The following is a 25,200-nucleotide window of genomic DNA, read 5'->3' as shown; positions in this document are numbered from 1 at the left end:
AATAAAAAATCTATTCTACTTACTGAATTCAAGGAGACTTTTATGACAGTTTTTGCCGTTGACAAAAATCAACTGGATGCGCGTCGTCGCCGATTGGTTTTTCGTGCATGGCATCGAGGTATTCGTGAAATGGATCTCATTTTTGGGCACTATGTAGATGCCCATATTGTTGAGATGAGTGATAAAATGGTTTTTCAACTTGAACATATTATGTCTTTTGATGATCGCGATTTACTGACGTGGATTACGGGAGAAGCTTCACCACCATCTGAAGTGGATGGTCCACTTTTTCGTGACATTGTAAATTATCATCTCTGCATAAATTTAAATTAATTCCGATGCCTATATTTAAAAAAATTGTCATTCCTAAAAACATTGCTGTTCATACGATCTTTGATGGGGTTACTGATGGGTTTGAAGGCTTTGCGCTTGCTAAATTGAGTTCAGAAATTGCACAAGATAAACCACTTATCTATGTTGTCAGCGATGGAACAAAAATTGCTCATTTACAGCAAGTCTTAAATTTTATTAATCCTAATTTGCCTATACTTCAATTCCCTGGATGGGATTGTTTGCCCTATGATCGCGTGTCGCCTGGGATTATTGTTACGGCACGTCGATTATCAGCTTTGGCACATATAGCAAATTTACGTAAGAATCCACGCACTGCAATCATATTAACAACAGCAAATGCAATTATGCAAAAATTGCCCCCTCGTGAAATGATTGAGACTCAAGTTATTCACGCACGTGTTGGCCAGCGTATGAACATGGGGCATTTAATTCAATTTCTAGAATTCAATGGTTTTGAGCGTGTTACAGTTGTTCGTGATGTTGGTGAATTTGCTGTGAGAGGTGGAATAGTTGATATTTTTTCTCCCATTGATGTTGAACCTTTACGGCTTGATTTTTTTGGCGATACCTTGGAAACCATCCGCGTATTTGATTCAGAAACACAAAGAACAACAAGTAAAAGAACCGAATTTTTGTTACATTCAATGAGTGAGGTTGTCCTTACACCTGAGCTTATCAGCCGATTTAAAAACAATTATATTCGTACATTTGGTGTATCACAAAAAAACAACATGCTTTATGAAGCAATTTCTCAAGGACGGCGTTTTTCCGGTATGGAACATTGGTTACCGTTTTTTTATGAGAATCTTGACAGTTTTTTTGACCATTGTGGTGATTTACCTGTTGTTTTTGAGCATCTCACAGAAGAGGCGCTAATCGAGCGTTATCGGCTTATTGAAGATTATTATAATGCGCGCAAAGAGCGTGAAAATGATAAAGAAAATTCTGCTTCTTATCATCCAATAGAGCCTAGCCTTCTTTATCTAACACCAGAACATGTCTTAGAACGTGCACAACGATCTGGGCAGCGTATCGATTTTACGCCTTTTAATACTCCACAAACTTTTAAACAAACCGTTATTCATGCGAATATTAAGCTGGGATATGATTTTGTAGAAGAGCGTAATGCGCAAGAAAAGAATGTTTTTTCAAGTGTCGTTCATCATATTACTTCATTGCGCGCTGCTGGAAAGAAGGTTCTTTTAGCGTGTTGGAGTGAAGGGTCTCTCAACCGTTTAATACAGGTTCTTGATGAGCATGGATTGCAAAAAATAGATGTTGCAAAATCATTGCAAACTGTCAGAGCAACACCACGTGATCGTATATGTGCAGCTGTTATAATGATTGAACATGGTTTTGAGGCTGAAGATTTTGCTATTATAGCAGAACAAGATATCCTTGGTGATCGATTAATCAGACCGCCAAGACGGCGTAAACACAATAAAAACTTTATCTCTGAAGTTGCTTCTTTAAATTCTGGCGATATCGTTGTGCATATTGATCATGGTATTGGACAATTTGTTGGTCTTAAAACCATTATGACAACTGGAATTTTACGCGATTGTCTTGAAATTAGGTATGCTGGAGGTGATCGGCTCTTTTTACCTATTGAAAATATCGAACTTCTTTCACGTTATGGATCGGAGGAAACAGAGGTAACGTTAGATAAGTTAGGTGGTGTTGCTTGGCAAGCACGTAAAACACGGCTAAAAAAACACTTATTACAAATAGCTGGCCATTTGATCCGTATAGCTGCAGAGCGCGCTACCCGTTCTGCACCTGTTTTGGTCCCACCAGTTGGGCCATTTGATGAGTTCGTTGCATGTTTTCCCTATGAAGAAACAGAAGATCAAATGGATGCAATTGATGCCGTTTTAGACGATTTGGCATCAGGCAAACCGATGGATCGTTTGATATGTGGTGATGTTGGCTTTGGAAAAACAGAAGTTGCTATTCGAAGTGCTTTTGTTGCAGCATTAAATGGGTATCAAGTTGCTGTTGTTGTGCCGACAACTTTGCTTTCACGACAACATTACAAAACTTTTATTGCACGTTTTCAAGGATTGCCCGTTAAGATTGGCCATGCTTCAAGACTTGTCAAGGCTAAAGAACTTGCACGAGTTAAAAAAGGTATTGCAGATGGTACAATTGATATTGTTATTGGAACCCATGCATTATTAAGTCATGCAGTCAATTTTTCACGGTTAGGGCTCCTTATCATTGATGAGGAGCAGCATTTTGGCGTAAAACATAAAGAGCGTTTAAAAGAAATTAAAAGCGATATTCATGTTCTTACGCTTTCCGCAACACCCATACCACGTACGTTAGGATTGGCATTATCGGGTGTACGTGAACTTTCATTGATAACAACGCCCCCCATTGATAGAATGGCAGTACGTACTTTTATTTCACCTTTTGATGAACTTGTTATACGAGAGACACTGCTTCGAGAATATTATCGTGGTGGACAAAGTTTTTATGTTTGTCCACGTATTTCTGATCTTACCTTTGTGGAAGAATATCTCAAAACGCATGTACCCGAACTCAAATTTGTTGTAGCTCATGGGCAAATGCCAGCTGGACAACTTGATGATATCATGAATGCATTTTATGACGGACAATATGATGTTCTGCTCTCAACAACCATTATTGAATCAGGTCTTGATATTCCAACAGCCAATACTTTAATCGTACATCGTGCTGAGATGTTTGGTCTTTCTGCTCTTTACCAGTTACGTGGTAGGGTAGGGCGCTCAAAACAACGTGCTTATGCGCTCTTTACGTTTCCTTCTGGTAAAGTTTTAACTTCTACTGCTGATCGTCGTCTTAAAATTTTGCAATCTCTTGATACGTTGGGAGCGGGTTTTCAATTGGCAAGTCATGATATGGATATCCGCGGCTCAGGCAATTTTTTAGGTGAAGAGCAATCAGGGCATATCAAAGAAGTTGGATTTGAGCTCTATCAAAAAATGCTTGAAGAGGCTGTTGCTGAGTTAAAAGATGGCGAGCAAAGTGAAGATAAGCAATGGTCGCCTCAAATTTCACTTGGTACACCAGTGATGATACCGGAAAGTTTCGTGCCTGATTTGTCATTACGTATGGGGCTTTACCGTCGTTTAACAGAACTTGATGATTTAGAACAAATCGAAGAATTTGGAGCTGAGTTAATCGATCGCTTTGGTTCTTTGCCCCTTGAAGTTCAATACCTTCTTAAAGTTTTTTATATCAAAACATTGTGTCGAAAAGCACATGTGGAAAAATTTGATGCTGGGCCAAAGGGTGTTGTTATACAATTCCGAAATAATTGTTTTGAAAATGCTGTTGCTCTTGTTCAATGGGTTGCTAAGCAAGGTTTGCTAGCAAAAATTCGACCAGACCAGAGTATCGTTCTTACTCGTGATTGGACTACAGTGGATGAAAGGCTTGTTGGAGCAGCAAATATTATGACACAGCTTGCAGAAATGGCACAACAACACCCTCTTTAGCAATCTTTCCATTGATGCGAAGATCATTTATTTGTTAACTTATTCTATAAGAATATTTATTTTAATATAATATAATAAATAATTTTTATAAAAATTTTAGATTAAATAAATTATTTTATATTTTAATATAGTTATATTTTAAAATAAATATTAAAATTTTTCATTTTAAACTTTTGAAAATATAAAATTTTTAATATAAAAGAAAAATATTATATAGAAGCATAATAACTTAATCTTAATTTTTAAATTTTATGATCTATCTCTAATAAAAAATACATAAGAAAACAATCAAATTTATCTAACAATTTTGGAATTATATTTATTTTATACCATTTGTCAGAGCTATATGACTTAAAATAAGCATTATAAATGTAAATAAAAGTCTAAAATAATAAGATTTGCAGAATTACATAGAAGTTTACTTTAAGCATATTGCAATATTGTTTTGTTTATGCAATCTTATCTTATTCCATTGCACTAAGGTATCTTATGGATAAATTTTATAAACAGCCAATGGATAAAAGGGGGATGCTACACATGAGTGTATAAAGGTTCAGCTAGCTTTTTATAGCTTTCTTTCTGGAAATTTGACTTTTCTCTTTATATTGAAGTAAGAGGCATAAAAGAGGTGTCATTTCATTGATTTAATTTAAGATACTTATTTGATAATTATATTTAATATTCCTCATATTGGGATTATTGTACAAGCGCGTTGAAAGGATTAACTTAATCATGTCGCATAAAAATATCTATTTTGCTGTTTCAGTCATAGCTGGAGCTGCTGCCCTTTTTCTTACAATCCATACTCCTGCGAGTGCGCAAACTTTATCTCAAGGTTGGTACAAAGTTTGCAGTAAGCAGCATGATGTTGATATTTGTAATACAATGAACACTGTTGTATCAAATACTGGACAGCCCTTGACGGCTTTTAATCTTGTTGAAATAAAAGGGAAACAGAATGAAAGACGTATAGGCATTCAGGTGCCTACAGGTCGTTTTTTACCAGAAGGCGTTCATATTCAAATTGGAGATGATTTTTCTAAAAAAGTTCCTTATATTATTTGTAATGGACCAAGTTGTATTGCCAATGATGTCTTAGATGATAAGCTCATTACTGCTATGAAAAGTGGTTCAAAAATGGTTGTAACCACAATTAATTTCCGTGGCTCAGCTAATCCTATTGAATTTTCTCTTAATGGATTCACAGCCGCATACACAGGTCCTGGTATGGAAGAAAAAGATTTTCAACAAGAACAAATAAAATTGCAACAAGCCATTCAATCAAAGCAAAAAGAGATTGAAGATCGTATGCGGGCTGAACAAGAAAAAGCTAAACAAAATTAATAAATACAGGGCATAGAAGAATATTTTTGAAGTTTTTTCTATGTCTGTTATTGAAGCCGCCACAAAGTATGTGGCGGTTTTTTTTTATGCTTAGCTTTTGGAAAGAGTTCTGCGTTTCCACCATCCAATACGCCCAGTTTTAGGAGCCTCGTCAGGTATTGATGATATAACAACAGGTTGGTTGTCTGTTTCCTCAATTTTGGAAGGAGTTGGCTCGACAACTTTTTCTATGACAGTTTTTTGCTCTGATGATTCTTTTGCTTGCGTTGATTCTTTGGAAAGTGATTTTTTGCGTGTTTTACGTGTTGACTTTTTACCATTTTGGGGCATTTCCTCCCCTTCCGGATCAGCAGATTTATCTGCTTTTTTTGTTTTCACTTTATGTATCGAACTAGCTGTAGATTTTTCTTCCAGAGGTTCTGGTGTTTCTACAATTTGATCATTTTCAAGAATTTGTTGATTTTGCACAGCTTTTGAAGAACGCACTTTACGCTTTTTAGGTTTCGCAACCATATCAACTTTTACAGCTTCATCTTGTTGTATACTTGAAGATTGTGTATCATTCTTTACTTCCTCAAGTTCTACAGGTTTAGCAGCTTGAACACGGCGTTGGCGGTGCTCTGCTTTAATTTCTGCTAAGGCCTGTTTGGCAAAATCTCCTACTGGTTCTGCATAAGGAATACGAGGTTGATAAAAATTATTATCCTGATTACGGCGACCGCCACGACGCCCCCGACGACGCCCCCGACGACGGCAATCATCATTTGAGATATCGTCTTTTTTATGATCGGTGGAGAGAGAATTGCCATCAATCTCACCTTGACGATTTTTACGTCGACGTTTCTGGTTTTTTTCAACGGGTATTTTATCTTCGACAGGTTCACTCTCTATTAAGATTGCATCTTCAATTTCTTTTTTATTATCGTCTTCAAAAACCAATGGAGACTGAGAAATTGCCTCAGCTATTGTACCCTTAGAAATAATGAGATGTTGCGTTCCAATGTTATCATCTGCTTCAATACTAATATTAAGCTTAAAGCGTGCTTCTAGATTAACAAGAATATTGCGTTTATGGTTTAACACATAAAGCGCTGTTGCTACGGGTGTGCGGACAGTAATATTATGTTGCGGATTATGAAGAAGATATTCTTCAATTGAGCGCATGACATGTAAAGCAATTGATGATTCAGACCGTACATTTCCTGTTCCAGCGCAATGCGGGCAGGGTTGTGTTGTACTTTCTAAAACGGATATACGAATGCGTTGACGACTCATTTCCAGAAGGCCAAAGTGTGAAATATGGCCAACTTGAATACGCGCACGATCGTTTTTTAAGCAATCCTTCAACTTTTTTTCAACCATCCTAACATTACGATCTTCAAGCATATCAATAAAATCAATCACAATAAGACCAGCGAGATCACGTAAGCGTAATTGACGTGCTATTTCTTCTGCTGCTTCAAGATTGGTTTGTAATGCTGTTTTTTCGACAGAAAGTTCTTTAGTGGAGCGGCCAGAATTTACATCAATAGCAACAAGCGCTTCTGTTTGATTGATAACAAGATAACCACCAGATTTTAAAGAAACTTGTGGGTGCAACATTTTATCGAGTTGAATTTCGATATTATTTTGCGCAAAAATGGGGATAGGATCGCGATAAGGTTGCACAACTTTTGCATGACTTGGCATAAGCATACGCATGAAGTCTTTTGCTTCACGGTATCCTTGTTCACCAGAAACAAGAATTTCATTGATATTCTTATTATAAAGGTCCCTTATAGAACGCTTAATGAGATTGCTTTCTTCATGAACAAGGCATGGTGCCGTTGATTTTAGTGTTAAAGTGCGAACTGTATCCCACAATCGTGTGAGATACTCATAATCGCGTTTAATCTCAGCTTTTGTTCTATTTGCTCCAGCAGTTCGTAGGATAACTCCCATGCCTTTTGGAACTGCTAATTCTTTTACAATTTCTTTAAGACGTTTGCGATCTTGTACATTGGTGATTTTTCGTGAAATACCACCACCGCGTGCTGTGTTGGGCATTAAAACCGAATAACGACCTGCGAGGGATAAATACGTTGTGAGTGCGGCCCCTTTATTACCACGCTCTTCCTTGATGACCTGCACCAACAAAATTTGACGCCTTTTAATCACTTCTTGAATTTTATATTGACGTCCTTGTTTACGCTGATAGGTGGGGAGTTCTTCACGTGCATCTTCTGCACCAACCATTTCGATCTCATCATGAGAAATATCTGTAAATGCTTCTTCTGCATCATCAGCTGTTATTGCATCGGATGTGATGTCGTTTTCAACATCCGCTGCCATGATGCTGTTTTTTTTATTTTTTGTTCTTTTGGAGCGTTTTTTGTTTTTGTTTGTTTCTTCAATGATAGTATCTGTGTGATTTTCTCCCACAGCAGCTTTTTCCTCTTCTTCAAGAAGAGCAAGGCGATCAGCAATAGGAATTTGATAATAATCAGGATGAATTTCAGAAAATGTCAAAAAACCATGGCGGTTACCGCCATATTCGACAAAAGCTGCTTGAAGAGACGGCTCTACACGGGTAATACGTGCTAGATAAATATTGCCCTTGAGCTGCTTTTTATGTTCTGACTCAAAATCAAGTTCTTCAATTTTGTTGCCGTGAACAACAACAACACGTGTTTCCTCCGGGTGGGAGGCATCTATAAGCATTTTGTTTGACATAAGTTAAAATCCTAAAGGCGACATACGCAACTTTACTCAAACGAACAGTATGGCTATTCGTAAATATAAAGGGCTGTCTGCCATAAAAGGGGGATACCAGCAAAACAGAATGGGGAACCACGTGCAGATGCATGATTGCATTTACAGTATTTCTAATCACCATCTCCATCTGTTTTGTATGACTCATATTTTTTAAGTCTCCGGCAAAACAATCTTTAAAACAGTTCGGATATCCGAACCAACGAATCTAAAATAACGCAATCCTAGCTTTTATGACATAAAGACTTTAATTATCCATAAAAAGCTTAGATATGTAACATGCAACAGACCTTCTAAAGACAATTTAATGCAGACTACAAATAATTTAGACGGCCACTATCTGTTTAGGAAGCGCAAATATTCTTTTATGTTGATATCATGCTTTTGGCAAGTAACAATATCAATGTATGCTATTATAATGTCCTTTATTGTCTTAATTTAGTTTTTTTGATTATGTTTGAAAGATTCAGTATTTATTGAAAAATAGAGCGTAAATTCGTTGCATCTTTTTGCTTGAGACGAATCGTGGCTAATGTAGAGTATTTTGTTTATGATAAAAGGGGTTTCTATCAAAAAGCTGCAAGCTGATTATTGGGATATTATTTTGCGCTTTACATACTGTTTATTATTTTTTTTAGTATTCCAAACAGATATCCAAGCTGCCGATGCCCTAAAACTTGTCAATTTGCGGACTATTGGTGATAGTGCACGCACACGTATTATTGCGGTTTTTAATGCTGAACCAAATGTTCGTTTGCAGATTTTAGATAGCCCTGCACGTTTGGTTATTAATTTACCTACAGTTGATTTTTCAGCCCAAAATACCCTTTTAAAGAAACAAAATACATTATCAAATATGTTATCAGATGTGCGTTACGGTTTTTCTGATATACGGACTTCACGCATTATTTTGACAAGCAAAATTACTTTTGTTGTTGAAAAAAGTACAATACAAAAATTAGATAATGGTTTGTGGCAACTACTGATTGATATTACTCAAAGCACACAAAAAAAATTTAATGAGGTATTGAAAAACCAACAAAAAGCTATTTTCAATACAAAAACACGAATAAATCTAACACGTAATTTTCGTGTTGTTCTTGATCCTGGACATGGTGGGATTGATGGTGGTGCGCGCGGGGGGACTGGAGTTTTAGAAAAAGATGTAACACTAGCTTTTGCACGTGCATTGCGAGATGAATTAAAAAAAGATTCTCATACCACTGTTGCATTAACACGCGATTCTGATGTTTTTCTAAGATTAAGCGAAAGAGTTAAAAAAGCACAAGAATTTGGCGCTGATCTTTTTATATCCATTCATGCAGATACCATTGATGTGCATTCTCTCCGCGGTGCTACAATATATACCATATCGGACAAGGCATCTGATGCAATTGCAAAATCCTTAGCTGAAAGTGAAAATAAAGTTGATCTGCTTGATGGTTTACCTGCAGAAGAATCGCTTGAAGTTACAGATATTTTGATGGATCTAACCCGACGTGAAACGCATACATTTTCGGTTAATTTTGCTAATAGTGTTATTTCTAATTTATCAAAGAGTAATATCAATTTGATAAATAATCCTCATCGATATGCTGATTTTCAAGTTTTAAAAGCTCCAGATGTACCTTCTGTTTTGATAGAGATAGGTTATTTATCAAACAAAGAGGATGAAAAATTATTAAATAATCCCCAATGGAGAAAACAAATGGCTGCTTCTATCGCTCATTCTATTCATCAATTTTCTGAGTATAGACAGAAAATTATGCAACCTCTTTAAAATTGTGAGGAAATAGAGTATTAATACCAGCTTCTAGTTTAGTAAAAAGATGGAAAACAGTTTTTTCTTTATCTCAACCTAGCGGCGATAGCACCCTGTTGCTGGTGAAGTAATGTATTTTTCCTTTGACAATTCTAAAGAAAGCGATAGCTGTTTTGATGACGATTTTTTTAAGATATCTTCTTAGTTTTGTTATTGCTCTTGGGCTTTGGGGAGCAATAATGCGGGGAGCGATAGCAAAGGGGCAGGCGAGTGCGCTCCCTGATTATGAAGTTCTTTCGCTCTATGAACCACCTGTGATGACTCGCGTCCATGCCTCTGATGGTAGCCTTATGGCAGAATTTGCAACAAAACATCGTCTCTATTTACCAATTCAGTCAATACCAAAACTTCTTAAAGAAGCATTTATTTCTGCCGAAGACAAAAATTTTTATCGTCATTTTGGTTTAGATCCTGAAGGACTTTCTAGAGCCTTGATTAATAATATCCGTAATATTGGTTCTGGAAAACGTCCAGAGGGGGCGTCAACCATTACACAACAAGTCGCTAAAAACTTTCTTTTAAGTTCAGACGCAACGTTGGAGCGTAAATTAAAAGAAGCTATCCTAGCGATGCGTATTGAGAAGACCTACTCGAAAGATCATATTCTCGAACTGTATCTCAATGAAATTTATCTTGGTCATGGCACTTATGGTATCGCAGCAGCATCATTGACCTATTTCAATAAATCGGTCAATGATCTTACTTTAGAGCAGTGCGCTTATTTAGCTGCTCTTCCAAAAGGTCCGGCAAATTATGACCCATTTAAAAATACACAACGTGCTATTAATCGGCGCAATTGGGTTATAGATCGGATGGTTGCAAATGGGTATGTAACGCATGAACAAGGTGAAAAAGCTAAAGCAAGGCCTTTAGGCGCAACAATGCGCGGTAGCGACAGCTACGTTTTTGCTGCTGATTATTTTACTGAAGAAGTGCGTCGCCGTTTAATGCATCGCTATGGAGCTAAAACACTTTATGAGGGTGGACTATCAATTCGTACAACGCTTGATCCGCATTTACAGCTTATTGCTCGACGTGCTTTGCACAATGGATTAATTAAATTTGATCATTCGCAAGGATGGCGCGGAGCTTATAATCATATTGATAAGAAGGATGATTGGGGTATAGAGCTTGCAAATATTGCTGGGTTGAGTGACGTTCCAGAATGGCGTTTAGCCGTTGTTCTTTCTGCTACAGCTAATAGAATAGAGATTGGGTTACAGCCAAAGCGCGAAGCTTCAGGTTTATTATCAACAGAACGGGAAACAGCTGTTTTATCTGAAGCTGATTCAAAATGGGCATTACATATTGTTAAAGAAAATGGCTATCGAAGGACTGTTCAGAATTTATCTCATGTCCTGCAAGTTGGAGATGTCATTTTTGTCGAAAAAGTATCGAATACAAACAACCTTTATCGTTTACAACAAATCCCAAAGGTTGAAGGTGCGATTGTTGCCATGGAGCCTCATACAGGCCGTGTTCTCGCGATGGTGGGAGGATTTTCTTTTGCAGCATCTGAATTTAATCGCGCGACACAAGCCTATCGTCAGCCTGGTTCTGCTTTCAAGCCTTTTGTGTATGCAGCGGCACTCGATAATGGATATACACCAGCTTCGGTTGTTTTAGATGGCCCCATTGAAATTCGCCAATATAATGGTGAGGTTTGGCAACCTAAAAATTATGGTGGTACTTTTGCTGGTCCTTCAACGCTGCGTTATGGCATTGAATATTCTCGTAATCTTATGACAGTACGACTTGCCAATGATATGGGAATGCCTCTTGTAGCTGAATATGCAGAGCGCTTTGGTATTGTAGATAAATTGCAGCCTTATCTCCCTATGGCATTGGGAGCTGCTGAAACAACAGTTTTACGGATGGTTACAGCTTATTCAGTTATTGCCAATGGGGGACGCTCTATTAATCCTTCTCTGATAGACCGAATTCAAGATCGTTATGGGAAAACAATTTATCGTCATGATGATCGTATCTGTGAAAATTGTAATGCTCAGTCATGGGATAATCAAAGTGAACCCATATTGATTGATGAGCGAGATCAAGTTCTTGATCCTATGACAGCTTATCAGATTACATCAATGATGGAGGGAGTTGTTCAGCGCGGTACAGCTGCACGTTTACGTTTCCTCAATCGACATATTGCTGCTAAAACAGGAACAACTAATGATTCTAAAGATGTATGGTTTATGGGGTTTACCCCTGATCTTGTCGTTGGTATTTTTATCGGTTACGATCAACCAGCACCGTTAGGATACGGTGGAACAGGAAGTTCATTGGCGGCACCTATTTTTGGTGAATTTATGGAAGCTGCTCTGAAAGGGAAGCCAGATGTGCCATTTAAGATGCCCAAGGGTATGATCTTAATGCCGATTAATCGTAAGACAGGCATGCTTGCTGAAAAAGGGGATCATGATGTCATTATAGAAGCATTTAAACCTGGGACTGGACCTGCTGATATATATCAGGTAATCGGTAGCACCGATTCTTTTCAAGAAGGGATTCCTTTAGGGACTACTTCTCCACAGGTCAACAAAGCTCTTGAAAGTGGTACAGGTGGGTTATATTAATCGATAAGAATTTCTTTAATATGGCTAGCGAAGTAGAATTTTTATCTGTTTTTTCGCAATACAATTACGATAAATAAGTGGGTGAAGCCGTTTCATCCATTTACTGTGGCTCATTGAATTTATATAAAATGCCAAAAAGCATAAACTAAAAAGAGTGTTAAAAATAAAAACTACGGTGTTAAATTATGCGAGCAGAAATAGAAGCGTTAGTTGATGAAATCCAGCAGGCAATCAAGTTGCTAAGGGGGCATCTTTGACTGGGATCAATCACTAAAACGTCTCGAATATCTCAATCAAAAAGCCGAAGATCCATCATTTTGGAATGATGCACAACAAGCGCAAGAGATGATGCGTGAGCGTCAGCGCCTTGATGATTCAATCACTGCTATTCGGTCATTTACAAAAACACTTGAAGAGTGCATTGAGTTAATCGCGATGGGCGAAGAAGAAAGTGATGTCGAAATTATCATGGATGCCGAAAATTCAATACGCAATCTTAAAAATGAGATAGATAAAAGGCAAATTGATGTACTCCTTTCAGGAGAAGCAGATTCGAATGATACTTATTTAGAAGTTCATGCTGGTGCCGGTGGTACGGAAAGCCAAGATTGGGCTTCTATGCTTTTACGCATGTATACGCGCTGGGCTGAGCAGCATAAAATGAAGGTTGAGGTACTAGAAATGCACGATGGAGAAGAAGCAGGAATAAAATCAGCAACTATTCTTGTAAAAGGGCATAATGCTTACGGTATGTTGAAAACAGAGTCAGGTGTTCATCGTTTGGTGCGCATCTCACCATTTGATTCAAATGCGAAGCGCCATACTTCTTTCGCAAGCATTTGGATTTACCCAGTCATTGATGATAATATTGAAGTTGATGTTTCAGAGGCAGATGTTCGCATTGATACATATCGTGCGTCCGGGGCTGGAGGGCAACATGTCAATACGACAGATTCTGCAGTTCGCATCACACATATAAAAACAGGTATTGTTGTCCAATGTCAAACTGAGCGTTCTCAACATAAAAATCGAGCAACTGCTTGGTCTATGTTGCGTGCACGGCTTTATGAAGAAGAGCTTAAAAAGAGAGAAGAAGAAACAAATGCTGTTGAAGCATCTAAAACAGAAATCGGATGGGGGCATCAAATTAGGTCCTATGTTCTTCAACCTTATCAGCTTGTCAAAGATTTACGTACAGGTGTTGAAAACACTGATCCGCAGTCGGTACTTAATGGTAACTTAGACGCGTTTATAGAGGCAGCACTTGCCCGACGCGTTTACGGAAAAGATCAAGAAATTGAAGATATTGACTGATCATACACAATGTTTCTCAAGTTGTGCAGACTTATTTTTTGGTTTATTAATTTCTATCCAGCTACGCCTAAATTCTACCGGTTGGTAGAATAGAGCTAATTGGGGAGGACAATTTTTGTTTTTTATAAACGCATTGCATCACTAAGTTTATGAGCTATTACGATGTAAAAGTGTAGCAGCCACTAAAACATTTTCAGCGTGTCCAGCTACGCTAACTTTACGCCATTCCTCTACTATTGTCCCAGTTGAATCAATCAGAAAAGTGCTTCGCTCAACCCCCATATATTTACGTCCATACATGCTTTTTTCAACCCAAACACCATAAGCCTGAAGTGTTGTTTTTTCTTCATCAGAAACAAGGATAATATCAATTCCATGTTTCATTTTGAATTTGTCATGTTTTTCAATCTTGTCTGGAGATATCCCAATAATAACAACTCCAATCTCTTCAAACTTTGTTTTCAGTCGCGTAAAATCAACCGCCTCACTCGTGCACCCACTGGTATCATCTTTCGGATAAAAATATAAAACAATCGGTTTTCCTTGAAGGTCAGAAAGACATAGCTTGCCTCCACCATCACGTGGCAAGGTAAAATCAGGAGCAGGAGTGCCTTTCATTGATCTTGTCATTGTTTTTTCTTTCTTTTTTGTAAACACTGCCCTCTAAAAATAGATAGAGAAATAACTCTTCAATTCTTTAGAGTATAATCATTTTGCATCATTTTTATTCTGTCATACAGGGCTCATTGTATCACAAAGATTGAATTGAGAAAAATAGTCTGTGCGAAATTCACAAGCATTACATTACATTGCATAGCAAACAAATAGAGGGAATTGTAGAATGAGAAAAAATTATCAATAGATATTATAGTGGTTTCATCAAAACATGTTTTTTCTTACCAAAGGAGAGTTTAATCATTCCTTCTGCGTTGACATCTTCTTCAAGAATAAGACGCGTTTCATCTTCAATAATTTGATCATTGACGCGGACACCACCTCCTTGAACATGTCGGCGTGCTTCACTGTTAGATTTGGCGAGGCCTGCTTGTACTAAAAGAGCCAGCAATCCAGTGCCCGTTTTCAATTCTGAAGCACTTATTTCAATAGTTGGAAGATTTTCACCGTGTGTTTTTTCTTCAAAAGTTTTACGAGCAGTTTCTGCTGCTGCTTCCGCAATATCGCGTCCATGCAACATTGCTGTAATCTCTGTTGCGAGAATTTTCTTTGCTTCGTTAATTTCACTCCCTTGTAATACAGAAAGTTTGAGAATTTCATTCATTGGCAATGGTGTATAAAGTTTTAAAAATCGTATAACATCAGCATCTTCTGTGTTGCGCCAATATTGCCAAAATTGATAAGGTGAAAGCATATCTGCATTAAGCCATACAGCTCCATTCAATGACTTTCCCATTTTTGCACCGGAAGAAGTTGTCAGCAATGGTGAAGTTAGTGCATATAATTGTGGTATTCCTAAGCGATGTCCTAATTCAATTCCGTTAATAATATTGCCCCATTGATCAGAGCCACCCATTTGCACACGTAGACCATAGCGCTTATAAAGCTCAACGAAATCATAAGCTTGCAGGATCATATAATTAAATTCTAAGAATGACAAAGAATGTTCACGTTCAAGCCTGAGTCTAACAGAATCAAATGACAACATACGGTTTACGGAAAAATGTTTTCCTACATCACGCAAAAATTCTAAGTAGTTCAAATCGCACAACCATTCAGCATTATTGACAATGCATGCATCGGTTTCTCTATCACCAAATGTTAAATAGTTAGCAAATACCCTTTTAATACTAGCGATGTTTGCAGCAATGTCATTTTGTGTCAGAAGACGTCGCGCTTCATCTTTGAAGGAAGGATCACCAATCAACCCTGTCCCTCCACCCATCAAAGCAATAGGACGATGACCGGTTTTTTGTAACCAATAAAGCATCATAATTTGAAGAAGACTTCCAGCATGCAAACTCGATGCTGTAGGATCAAATCCAATATAGGCGCTTACAACTTCTTTTGAAAAAAGATCATCTACGCCTTTTTCATCCGAAATTTGGTGGATAAAACCACGTTCACTCATAATGTGTAAAAAATCAGATTGAAAGGCATGCACGGATTTTATTTCCTGAATAATATTATATTTGTTTATATTGGGCGGTTAACGCGCTCTCTACCATAAATGAAGCATACCTCACAAGTAAATGAAAATATTGGGAGTAGAAGATAACAAAAAGGTTGTCTTGCTTATATCTTTTAGAGAGAAGCGTTTTTCATTGATATGAGCAGACATGTTTTTTATCTTTACATGCAAGTGAAATGAAGGAAAGCTGTAAAAAGTTTTGAAAGATAAGTTACATGTCTTTTATCAAAATATCTTTTATTTTTTATAAATTTTTAGCATTTCTAAGTAAGTGACAATATTTCAGGTGGAGGAGTTAGGAATTCACTTGTAATATGATTATCTAAATATTGTGCACATCGTTCAATAAGTTCCTTATTGCATCCGTTAAAAAAGTGGTTAGCGCCTTCCAGTATTTCTTGTGTAATGGTGATGCCTTTTTGCGTTTTTAATTTATCTACAAGCGTTTGAACATCTTTTGGGGGAGAAACTTTATCGATATCGCCGTGAATTATAAGCCCAGAGGAAGGGCAAGGAGCAAGGAATGAAAAGTCGTAAATATTAGGTTGAGGAGCAACGGATATAAAGCTTTCAATTTCCGGTCTACGCATTAAAAGCTGCATACCAATCCAAGCACCAAATGAATATCCAGCTACCCAGCAATTTTTAGAATCAGGATGCTGTGTTTGCACCCAATCAAGTGCAGCAGCAGCATCTGAAAGTTCTCCTATTCCATAATCAAATTCGCCCTGACTGCGGCCAATACCACGAAAATTAAAACGCAATGTAGTAAAACCACGTTGTTGGAACATGTAGAAGAGATCATAAACAATTTTATTGTTCATTGTTCCACCAAATTGGGGATGAGGATGCAAAACAATCGCAATGGGTGCATTTTTTTGTTGTGAAGGTTGATAACGTCCTTCAAGCCGACCTGCAGGACCGTTAAAAATAATTTCTGGCATTAAATGCTCCTTAAATGCTATAAAGGCTCTCATTGACCTTGGCTGATTTCTAATATTCGTCTATTTTATATGATCATTTCATTTTAATGAACATTTAGATATTCTGTTTTGGGTGCATTTTTCAAGAAAATTGCACTATTTTTTTAAATCAATTTATAAGATTAATGATTGCGATATAGAATGGTTGTAAAACGCCGATATTTTGATCATAACGCGACAACACCACTCACGAAAATGGCGCGGATGGCATTACTGGAATCTTTAGAAGTATTTGGCAATCCATCATCGGTCCATGCGGAAGGGCGTGCTGCTAAAGCTTTATTACAAAAAGCGCGTCGACAAATTGCTGAGAGGCTCAATACAGATCCAGATCATATTGTCTTTACGTCTGGCGCGAGTGAAGCAGCGATGACCTTATTAACACCCATTTATAATATGGGGCATTCTCAGATTCGATTTTCTCATCTTTATATTGGAGCGACTGAACATCCATCTGTTGCAGAAGGGGGGCGTTTTTCTAAAGACTTGATAAGCATAGTTGCTGTTGATCAAGATGGTCTCATTCAACAAGATGAATTAACATCTCTCCTAACTGTTCATGATAACACAAAAGGCTTACCTCTTGTTGCTATTCAAGCTGCAAATAGTGAAACTGGTGTTATCCAACAAATAAAAGAAATAGCTTCTATCGTTCGTGATGCTGGAGGCATTCTTATTGTTGATTTGACACAATATGTAGACAAAAATTTTGTTGATATTAATCAGATGGGTGGAGATTTTTTTATACTGTCTGCGCATAAAATTGGTGGCCCTAAAGGGATTGGTGCTTTTGTTTCATGTGGGAACCTTCTCATGCCACGTCCACTTATTGTTGGAGGAGGGCAAGAAAAAGGTTTACGCGGAGGAACAGAAGCGTTGCCGCTTATTGCTGCTTTTGGAGCAGCGATGGCTCATTGCTTCACTCAAGAAGAAATAAAACAGTTAATTTATTTACGCAATAAATTAGAAGATGGACTACAGAAAGTGAGTAATGACGTTGAAATTTTTGGCAAAAGAGTTCAGCGTTTGCCAAATACAACCTATTTTACTGTGCGAAATATAAAAGCTGAAACTATGCAAATTTGGTTTGATTTAGCAGGGTTTTCTGTATCAGCAGGTTCCGCTTGTTCTTCAGGAAAAGTAAAACAAAGCAGAGTTTTGGAAGCAATGGGATATCATGTTCCACACGGTGCAATTCGCATTTCAACAGGACGGAGCACCACTTCCAAAGATATTGATGATTTTTTATTGTCTTTTTCTCAACTTATAAGGAGGAGTTAGAATTCGTCATTTAAAAATTTAATAACTCTTTAAAAAATAAATAAGTTTGATTGAATTTTTTCCACTTTGCATATAGCTTAGAGAATGGATTGCTTGCTTTAATCTTGTAAAAAACAAGGCTTTTAATCACTGGTTCTTGATGCCAGAAAGAATGGAGAAAATTTATGCCGGCAGTACAAGAAACAATACGCCAAGTTCGTGAAATAGATGTTGATCAATATAAATACGGCTTTGAAACCAAAATTAAAACGGATAAGGCTCCAAAAGGTTTAAATGAAGATATTATCAGATTTATTTCTGCTAAAAAACGTGAACCAGAATGGATGCTAGCGTGGCGTTTACAAGCTTTTCGCCGTTGGTTGACAATGCAAGAACCTGATTGGGCGCGTATTGAATATCCCCAAATTGATTTTCAGGAACTTTATTATTACGCTGCACCTAAAAATCACACAGGACCAAAATCTTTGGATGAAGTAGATCCTGAATTGTTGAGAACATATGAAAAACTTGGCATTCCTCTTAAAGAGCAAGAAATTTTGGCAGGGGTAAGGAAACAATCTGATCCCTCTACTTTTGATGATAGTCTTTATGCCTCAGGGCAAGTGGCAGTTGATGCGGTTTTTGATTCTGTTTCTGTTGTGACAACATTTAAAAAAGAATTGGCACGTGCCGGTGTTATTTTTTGTTCTATTTCAGAAGCAATTATTGAGCATTCCGCTCTTATTAAGGAATATTTAGGAGCAGTTGTTCCGGCTGGTGATAATTATTATGCTGCTTTAAATGCGGCAGTTTTTACAGATGGTTCGTTTGTTTATATTCCTAAAGGGGTTCGTTGCCCCATGGAGCTTTCAACCTACTTTAGGATTAATGAGCGTAATACAGGCCAATTTGAACGAACACTGATTATTGCAGATGAAGATTCTTACGTTTCTTATCTTGAAGGCTGTACTGCACCTCAACGCGATGAAAACCAACTTCACGCTGCTGTTGTTGAACTTATTGCGCTAAAAAATGCAGAAATTAAATATTCCACAGTGCAAAATTGGTATCCCGGTGACAAAGAAGGAAAGGGCGGTATTTATAATTTTGTTACTAAACGAGGGGATTGCCGAGGCGATAACTCTAAAATTTCATGGACACAAGTTGAAACCGGTTCTGCAATTACTTGGAAATATCCATCGTGTTTGCTACGTGGTGATAACTCACGTGGGGAATTTTACTCTATTGCTGTTGCAAATGGTCATCAACAAATTGATTCTGGTACAAAAATGATTCATTTGGGAAAAAATACATCCAGTCGCATTGTTTCTAAAGGCATTTCTGCTGGTTTTTCAAATAACACTTATCGGGGACAAGTTACAGCACACCGAAAAGCGCAGAATGCGCGTAATTTTACGCAATGTGATAGCTTGTTAATCGGTAATGATTGTGGTGCCCATACAGTACCCTATATTGAAGCAAAAAATGCGACAGCTCAATTTGAACATGAAGCGACAACATCAAAAATTTCTGATGATCAGCTTTTTTATGTTATGCAGCGGGGAATTCCTGAAGAAGAAGCTATCGCATTAATTGTGAATGGTTTTGTAAAAGAAGTCATTCAAAAACTTCCAATGGAATTTGCTGTCGAAGCACAGAAGCTTATTGGTATTAGTCTTGAAGGTAGTGTGGGGTAATGGTGTAGGTAAAAAGCGTGCTTGACGTAGAATTGCTAGAACAGGATTAAATGATGTTAGAGATAAAAAATTTGCGTGCCCGTATTGTTGGTACCGATACAGAAATCATTCGCGGTTTAAACTTGACTATTCAAGAGGGTGAAGTTGCTGCCATTATGGGACAAAATGGAGCTGGAAAATCTACCTTATCTTATTTGCTCGCTGGTCGTGATGATTATGAGGTAACAGAAGGCGATATTCTTTATAATGGGCAATCACTTTTAGAAATGGATCCAGCAGAGCGTGCTGCATACGGTGTTTTTCTTGCATTCCAATATCCAATGGAAATACCTGGAGTAGCAACGATGGAATTTTTAAAAGTTGCGATGAATTCTCAACGCAAAGCTCGTGGTAATGAAGAGCTTAAAATTCCTGAATTTATAAAATGCGTTAAAGAAACTTCTTCCAAACTTGAAATAGATATGGACATGCTAAAACGTCCATTAAATGTAGGTTTTTCAGGTGGAGAAAAAAAACGGGCTGAAATTTTGCAAATGGCGCTTCTTGAACCTAAACTTTGCATTTTAGATGAAACGGATTCTGGTTTAGATATTGATGCACTAAAAATTGTTGCCGATGGTGTTAATAAACTCCGTGATTCAAAGCGTTCATTTTTAATTATTACGCATTACCAACGTTTGCTGAATTATATTGTTCCTGATACAGTTCATGTCCTTTATAAAGGTCGTATTATTAAAAGCGGAGACAAATCATTAGCGCTTTATTTAGAACAAAATGGATATGCTGATATTATCAGTGAAGCAGCTTGAGGTCATTGAATATGAATGTGAACTCACAGCAAGAATTGTTAGCAGTTGAAAAAGATATACTCAATAATTTCAATCAATGTATGGGCAATTTGCCTGGTGATAGAGCAGTCCAGGTAGTCCGCAAAAAAGCTATTGAATTGTTTCAAACCACACGCCTCCCTTCACGTAAAATCGAAAGTTGGCACTATACTAATCTGCGCACGTTACTAAAATCTGTTAGTGATTTTTCAAAAGAAAATGATGAGCAATTCGCTGACGCATTACTTGCAGAAAGCGCTGTTTTTTCTATTAAAAATGGAAAAACATCTACACAATCAAAGGTAGCCAATATTACAGCAAAACGTCTTGCTGATGCATTAAAAGAAAATTCTATAAAGCTAGATCAAGTTATGTCTCATGAAGATTTTATTGGACAATTAAATACAGCTTTTGTTACGGATGGTTGGCTTTTTCACATTCCTGAAAATACAAAATTAAATGTTCCTATTGAATTACAAAATATTCAAATGGGTGGGCAATCTCATATTTTTTCAGACATAAAGATTGATAAAAATAGTCAAGCTGTGTTTGTTGAACACCAGATTGGCAATGATAAAGACACCTTTGTCAGTTCGATATTTTCATTACATATTGCCGCTTATAGTGATGTTACATGGATCATTCTTCGAAATCGTGGTTTCAATTTTACACAGTTTGGTCGATTTCGTGCTGTTCTTGGTCAAGGAGCTAAATTATCACTTTATGTGGTTAATATAGGAAGTCAGCTTAATCGTCAGGAAATTGATATTGAATTACGAGGAGAAGAGTCTGATTTTCAATTACGGGTAATAAATTTGCTCTCTGGACAAACACATAGCGATCTTACGATGACCGTGCATCACGTTGAAGAAAAATCAACCTCAACCGAAATTATACGCAATGTGGTAACAGATAAAGCAGTAGGCGTTTTTCAAGGAATAATACGCGTTGCTCAAAAAGCGCAAAAGACAGATGCACGCATGGCTTGTAATAGCCTCATCCTTTCAGATGATGCAGAATTTAATGCAAAGCCTGAATTAGAGATTTTTGCTGATGATGTTGCGTGTGGACACGGTGCAACGGTCTCCAATATTAATCATGATCATCTTTTTTATCTCATGGCGCGTGGTATTCCTTTTAAAACGGCTCGTGCACTTTTAATTAAAGGGTTTGTCACGGAGCTCATTGATGACATCAAACAAGATAATATCAAAACTGTTCTGGAAAATATCATTACCAGGTGGCTAGAAAAAAATGTTTAAGGTCAAAAAGATGGAAAATAACGAACAAACATTAAGTTATAATGTAGAAGCAATTCGACGTGATTTTCCTCTTTTGCATCATAATGTTTATGGAAAGCAATTGGCTTATCTTGATAGTGGTGCCTCTGCTCAAAAACCACAAGCAGTACTCAATGCAATGGATAATTTCTATCAATACAGATATGCCAATGTGCATAGGGGAATATATTTTTTAGCAAATGCAGCAACACAATCTTATGAAAATGCCCGTGAAAGAGTTCGTGCTTTTTTAAATGCTCAAACAGTTGAGGAAATTGTTTTTACGAAAAATGCAACGGAAGCTATTAATACTGTTGCTTATGGTTGGGCTATGTCTAAATTAAAGGAAGGTGATGAGATCGTTCTTACAATCATGGAACATCATTCAAATATTATTCCTTGGCATTTTCTTCGTGAACAAAAAGGTGTTAAGCTTATTTTTGTACCCATTGATGAAAATGGTGTTCTCCATATTGAAGATTTCGAAAAAGCTTTAACCGATAAAACAAAACTTATTGCTATTACGCATATGTCTAACATATTGGGCACTGTGCCTCCTGTTAAAGCGATTGTTAAGCTAGCACACCAAAATGCTATTCCTGTCCTTGTTGATGGTTCTCAAGGAGCCGTGCATTTAACAGTTGATGTACAAGATCTTGATTGTGATTGGTATGTTTTTACGGGTCATAAGCTTTATGGTCCTACAGGGATTGGTGTTCTTTATGGTAAGGAACATCGGCTAGAAGAAATGCATCCTTTTCAAGGGGGAGGGGAAATGATCGAAGATGTAACGACCGATAAGGTTTCTTATAATGCTCCTCCCTATCGTTTTGAAGCTGGCACTCCTCCTATCGTTGAAGCTATTGGATTGGCAGCTGCTATTGATTATATACAAGAAAAAGATCAAAATGCGATTCATGCACATGAGACAGCACTTTTAGCTTATGCGCATGAAAGGCTTGAAAAGATAGAGTCATTACGTGTTTATGGTTGTGCTCCCAATAAAGGTGCTCTTATATCATTTGCAATTGAAGGTATTCATGCACATGACATAGCTATGTTTATTGATAGAAAAGGGGTTGCTATACGCGCAGGAACGCATTGTGCACAGCCTTTATTACAACGCTTTGGTTTAACATCTGTTTGTCGTGCATCGTTAGCCATGTATAATACTTATGAAGATATTGATCAGTTAGTAGAAGCATTGAAAGAAGCAAGGACATTTTTTAATGGCTGAAACAATTGAAAAGTGTCATTCTACAGAATCTGTTGAGACTGTAAGCGAAAATAAAAAGCCTTACATCTCAGCGATTCCAGCAGACGAAATTGATCGTATGACGAATGATATCATTGCTGCTCTTAAAACAGTTTATGATCCAGAAATTCCTGCTGATATTTATGAATTAGGATTGATTTATCGTATTGATATTGAAGATGACCGTTCGGTAAAAATTGAAATGACACTCACAGCACCAGGGTGTCCTGTTGCAGGTGAAATGCCTGGTTGGGTAGAAAATGCCGTAAGCGCAGTTGAAGGTGTCTCGCACGTTGAAGTTACCATGACTTTTGATCCACCATGGACACCTGATTGTATGTCAGAAGAAGCGCAAGTTGCTGTCGGGTGGTATTAAGAGGTGATGTTCATGAATGAGCTTTTTTTATTTTTCGCAAGTATTTGGATTTAAGAACAATCGCATGAGTCATAATAAACAAAAATTAGAACTCACTTGGATTGGAAAAGAGAGACGTCCAAAATTAGAGCCTCGCATTTTATTGGAAGATCTTGGAAAATCTTATCACGCTTCGCATAAAGTTTCTGATCAGGATATTTTTGATAATAAACTGATTTTTGGTGACAATTTGCTCGCGCTCAAAGCGCTTGAACAAGAATATACAGGTAAGGTGAAATGTATCTACATCGATCCACCTTATAATACAGGCAATGCATTCGAACATTATGAAGATGGTTTAGAGCATTCCATATGGCTAAGCCTTATGAGGGATAGGTTAGAATTGTTACATCGTTTGCTTGCAGATAATGGAAGTATTTGGATATCCATTGATGATGATGAACAAGCTTATCTTAAAGTTATGATGGACGAAATTTTTGGTCGACACAATTTTGTGAACAATGTCATTTGGCAAAAGAAATATGCACCGCAAAATGATGCGAAATGGCTTTCAGACAACCATGATTTTGTGATGGTTTATGCTAAAGATAAAACTATTTGGCGACCTAATTTACTTCCTCGCTCAGCTGATATGGATGCGCGCTATAAAAATCCTGATAATGATCCTCGTGGTTCATGGAAATCAGATAATCTTTCAGTTAAAACTATGAATTTAAAAGATGTTTATGAAATCATCACACCTTCTGGGCGCAAGGTGATGCCTCCTGCTGGAACGAGTTGGCGCGTTAGTAAACAAAAATTTTCTGAACTATTAGAAGATAATCGTATTTGGTTTGGTCCAACAGGAAGCAATGTTCCTTCTTTGAAACGTTTTTTATCAGAAGTAAAAAATGGTATGGTTTCAATGACTATTTGGCCTTACATGGAAGTGGGGCATAATCAAGATGCGAAAAAAGAAGCCAAAGTCTTTAATTCCGATAATGTATTTGCAACTCCGAAACCTGAACGGCTCATGGAACGCATTATTCAACTCGCCTCCAATCCCGGTGATCTTGTACTGGATTCCTTTGCTGGTTCTGGCACTACTGGCGCTGTTGCGCATAAAATGGGGCGTAAGTGGATCATGATTGAACTTGGGGAACATTGCCATACCCATATCATCCCTCGTTTAAAACAAGTGATCAATGGCAGTGATCAAGGTGGTATTTCTAAAAGTATCAATTGGCAAGGTGGTGGTGGGTTTCGTTATTACCGTCTTGCGCCTTCTCTGTTGCAAAAAGATTCATGGGGACAATGGATCATTAGTCGCGAATATAATGCCGCCATGCTTTCAGAAGCTATGTGCAAACATATGGGGTTTACCTACGCACCTGATAAAAATCATTATTGGATGCAAGGTTATTCAACCGAAACAGATTATATTTATGTCACAACCAACGCCATGACATATGAACAGCTCCGTGTTATCAGTGAAGAGATTGGTCCTCATCGTACGCTACTTATTTGTTGTGCAGCCTTTGATGCCAAGCCGGAATCCTTTGAGAACCTCACACTTACCAAAATACCCCGTGCTATATTAGAAAAATGTGAATGGGGGAGGGATGATTATAGTTTAAATGTGGCCAATCTCGAACCAATGGCTGTAGTAAAAGAATCCAAACAAGATAAAGATATTGCACAAGCAGAATTAGATCTGTTCGGATAAATGGTAAAAAGCGGAGTTT

Annotated in this window: 17 protein-coding genes; 13 read left to right on the top strand and 4 right to left on the bottom strand. The window is 37.4% G+C overall.

Annotation, left to right across the window (positions count from 1 at the left end):
- Positions 1–42 precede the first annotated feature (42 nt).
- The 3 genes from QHG54_RS01950 to QHG54_RS01940 all read left to right on the top strand — a co-directional run bounded on the left by QHG54_RS01950 (position 43) and on the right by QHG54_RS01940 (position 5,183).
- A complete protein-coding gene (locus QHG54_RS01950; RefSeq protein ID WP_317993245.1) occupies positions 43–333 on the top strand; it encodes a succinate dehydrogenase assembly factor 2 in 291 nt (96 codons plus the stop codon).
- 5 nt (positions 334–338) lie between these two features.
- Entirely contained in the window at positions 339–3,839 is a 3,501-nt protein-coding gene (mfd, locus tag QHG54_RS01945) for a transcription-repair coupling factor (protein ID WP_317993246.1), read from the top strand.
- A gap of 732 nt (positions 3,840–4,571) precedes the next feature.
- Positions 4,572–5,183, top strand: coding sequence for an invasion associated locus B family protein (locus QHG54_RS01940; RefSeq protein WP_317993247.1), 612 nt, complete (start codon positions 4,572–4,574; stop codon positions 5,181–5,183).
- 90 nt (positions 5,184–5,273) lie between these two features.
- Here QHG54_RS01940 and QHG54_RS01935 read toward each other — a convergent pair whose 3' ends face one another.
- Positions 5,274–7,895 carry a ribonuclease E/G gene (locus tag QHG54_RS01935; RefSeq protein ID WP_406604348.1) on the bottom strand — a complete coding sequence of 874 codons (2,622 nt, stop codon included), beginning with the start codon at positions 7,893–7,895 and terminating at the stop codon, positions 5,274–5,276.
- Positions 7,896–8,484: 589 nt separating this feature from the next.
- Here QHG54_RS01935 and QHG54_RS01930 point away from each other — a divergent pair.
- The 3 genes from QHG54_RS01930 (at position 8,485) to prfB (ending at position 13,652) form a co-directional block, all read left to right on the top strand.
- Complete coding sequence (locus tag QHG54_RS01930) at positions 8,485–9,714, top strand: N-acetylmuramoyl-L-alanine amidase (protein WP_406604347.1); 1,230 nt, start codon at positions 8,485–8,487, stop codon at positions 9,712–9,714.
- 158 nt (positions 9,715–9,872) lie between these two features.
- Positions 9,873–12,338 (top strand): penicillin-binding protein 1A, encoded by a 2,466-nt coding sequence (locus QHG54_RS01925; RefSeq protein WP_406604346.1) that lies wholly within the window; start codon positions 9,873–9,875, stop codon positions 12,336–12,338.
- 185 nt (positions 12,339–12,523) lie between these two features.
- A protein-coding gene (gene prfB / locus QHG54_RS01920; RefSeq protein ID WP_317993251.1) for a peptide chain release factor 2 occupies positions 12,524–13,652 on the top strand; the annotation gives its coding sequence in 2 pieces (ribosomal slippage) (positions 12,524–12,592 and positions 12,594–13,652; 1,128 coding nt in all).
- A 147-nt stretch (positions 13,653–13,799) separates the two neighbouring features.
- On the opposite strand, the gene QHG54_RS01915 is transcribed toward prfB, so the two are convergent.
- From QHG54_RS01915 to QHG54_RS01905, 3 genes are all read right to left on the bottom strand, one after another.
- A complete protein-coding gene (locus QHG54_RS01915) occupies positions 13,800–14,282 on the bottom strand; it encodes a peroxiredoxin (protein ID WP_406604345.1) in 483 nt (160 codons plus the stop codon).
- Between the two features lie 235 nt (positions 14,283–14,517).
- Complete coding sequence (gene tyrS / locus QHG54_RS01910; RefSeq protein WP_406604344.1) at positions 14,518–15,771, bottom strand: tyrosine--tRNA ligase; 1,254 nt, start codon at positions 15,769–15,771, stop codon at positions 14,518–14,520.
- A 290-nt stretch (positions 15,772–16,061) separates the two neighbouring features.
- A complete protein-coding gene (locus tag QHG54_RS01905) occupies positions 16,062–16,742 on the bottom strand; it encodes an alpha/beta hydrolase (RefSeq protein WP_406604343.1) in 681 nt (226 codons plus the stop codon).
- Positions 16,743–16,922: 180 nt separating this feature from the next.
- Between QHG54_RS01905 and QHG54_RS01900 the strand changes: the two genes are divergently transcribed.
- From QHG54_RS01900 to QHG54_RS01870, 7 genes are all read left to right on the top strand, one after another.
- The gene (locus tag QHG54_RS01900; protein WP_317993255.1) at positions 16,923–18,062 is read left to right on the top strand and encodes a cysteine desulfurase family protein; all 1,140 of its coding nucleotides are present in this window, start codon (positions 16,923–16,925) and stop codon (positions 18,060–18,062) included.
- A 164-nt stretch (positions 18,063–18,226) separates the two neighbouring features.
- Positions 18,227–19,738 carry a Fe-S cluster assembly protein SufB gene (gene sufB, locus QHG54_RS01895; RefSeq protein WP_317993256.1) on the top strand — a complete coding sequence of 504 codons (1,512 nt, stop codon included), beginning with the start codon at positions 18,227–18,229 and terminating at the stop codon, positions 19,736–19,738.
- A gap of 53 nt (positions 19,739–19,791) precedes the next feature.
- The gene (sufC, locus tag QHG54_RS01890) at positions 19,792–20,547 is read left to right on the top strand and encodes a Fe-S cluster assembly ATPase SufC (RefSeq protein ID WP_406604524.1); all 756 of its coding nucleotides are present in this window, start codon (positions 19,792–19,794) and stop codon (positions 20,545–20,547) included.
- Positions 20,548–20,558: 11 nt separating this feature from the next.
- Positions 20,559–21,827, top strand: a complete 1,269-nt coding sequence (sufD, locus tag QHG54_RS01885; protein ID WP_406604342.1) for a Fe-S cluster assembly protein SufD — start codon at positions 20,559–20,561, stop codon at positions 21,825–21,827.
- Between the two features lie 10 nt (positions 21,828–21,837).
- Positions 21,838–23,082, top strand: coding sequence for a cysteine desulfurase (locus tag QHG54_RS01880; protein ID WP_317993258.1), 1,245 nt, complete (start codon positions 21,838–21,840; stop codon positions 23,080–23,082).
- Entirely contained in the window at positions 23,075–23,476 is a 402-nt protein-coding gene (locus QHG54_RS01875; protein ID WP_317993259.1) for an SUF system Fe-S cluster assembly protein, read from the top strand. Before QHG54_RS01880 ends, QHG54_RS01875 begins: the two co-directional genes overlap by 8 nt.
- A 64-nt stretch (positions 23,477–23,540) precedes the next feature.
- Positions 23,541–25,181: a site-specific DNA-methyltransferase gene (locus tag QHG54_RS01870; protein WP_406604341.1), complete on the top strand. Its 1,641-nt coding sequence runs from the start codon at positions 23,541–23,543 to the stop codon at positions 25,179–25,181.
- Positions 25,182–25,200 lie beyond the last annotated feature (19 nt).

The sequence above is a fragment of the Bartonella gliris genome (assembly GCF_045277155.1).
Lineage (GTDB): Bacteria > Pseudomonadota > Alphaproteobacteria > Rhizobiales > Rhizobiaceae > Bartonella > Bartonella gliris.
Note: the sequence above shows the minus strand (reverse complement) of the source record. Positions and strands in the feature narration are given on the sequence as shown.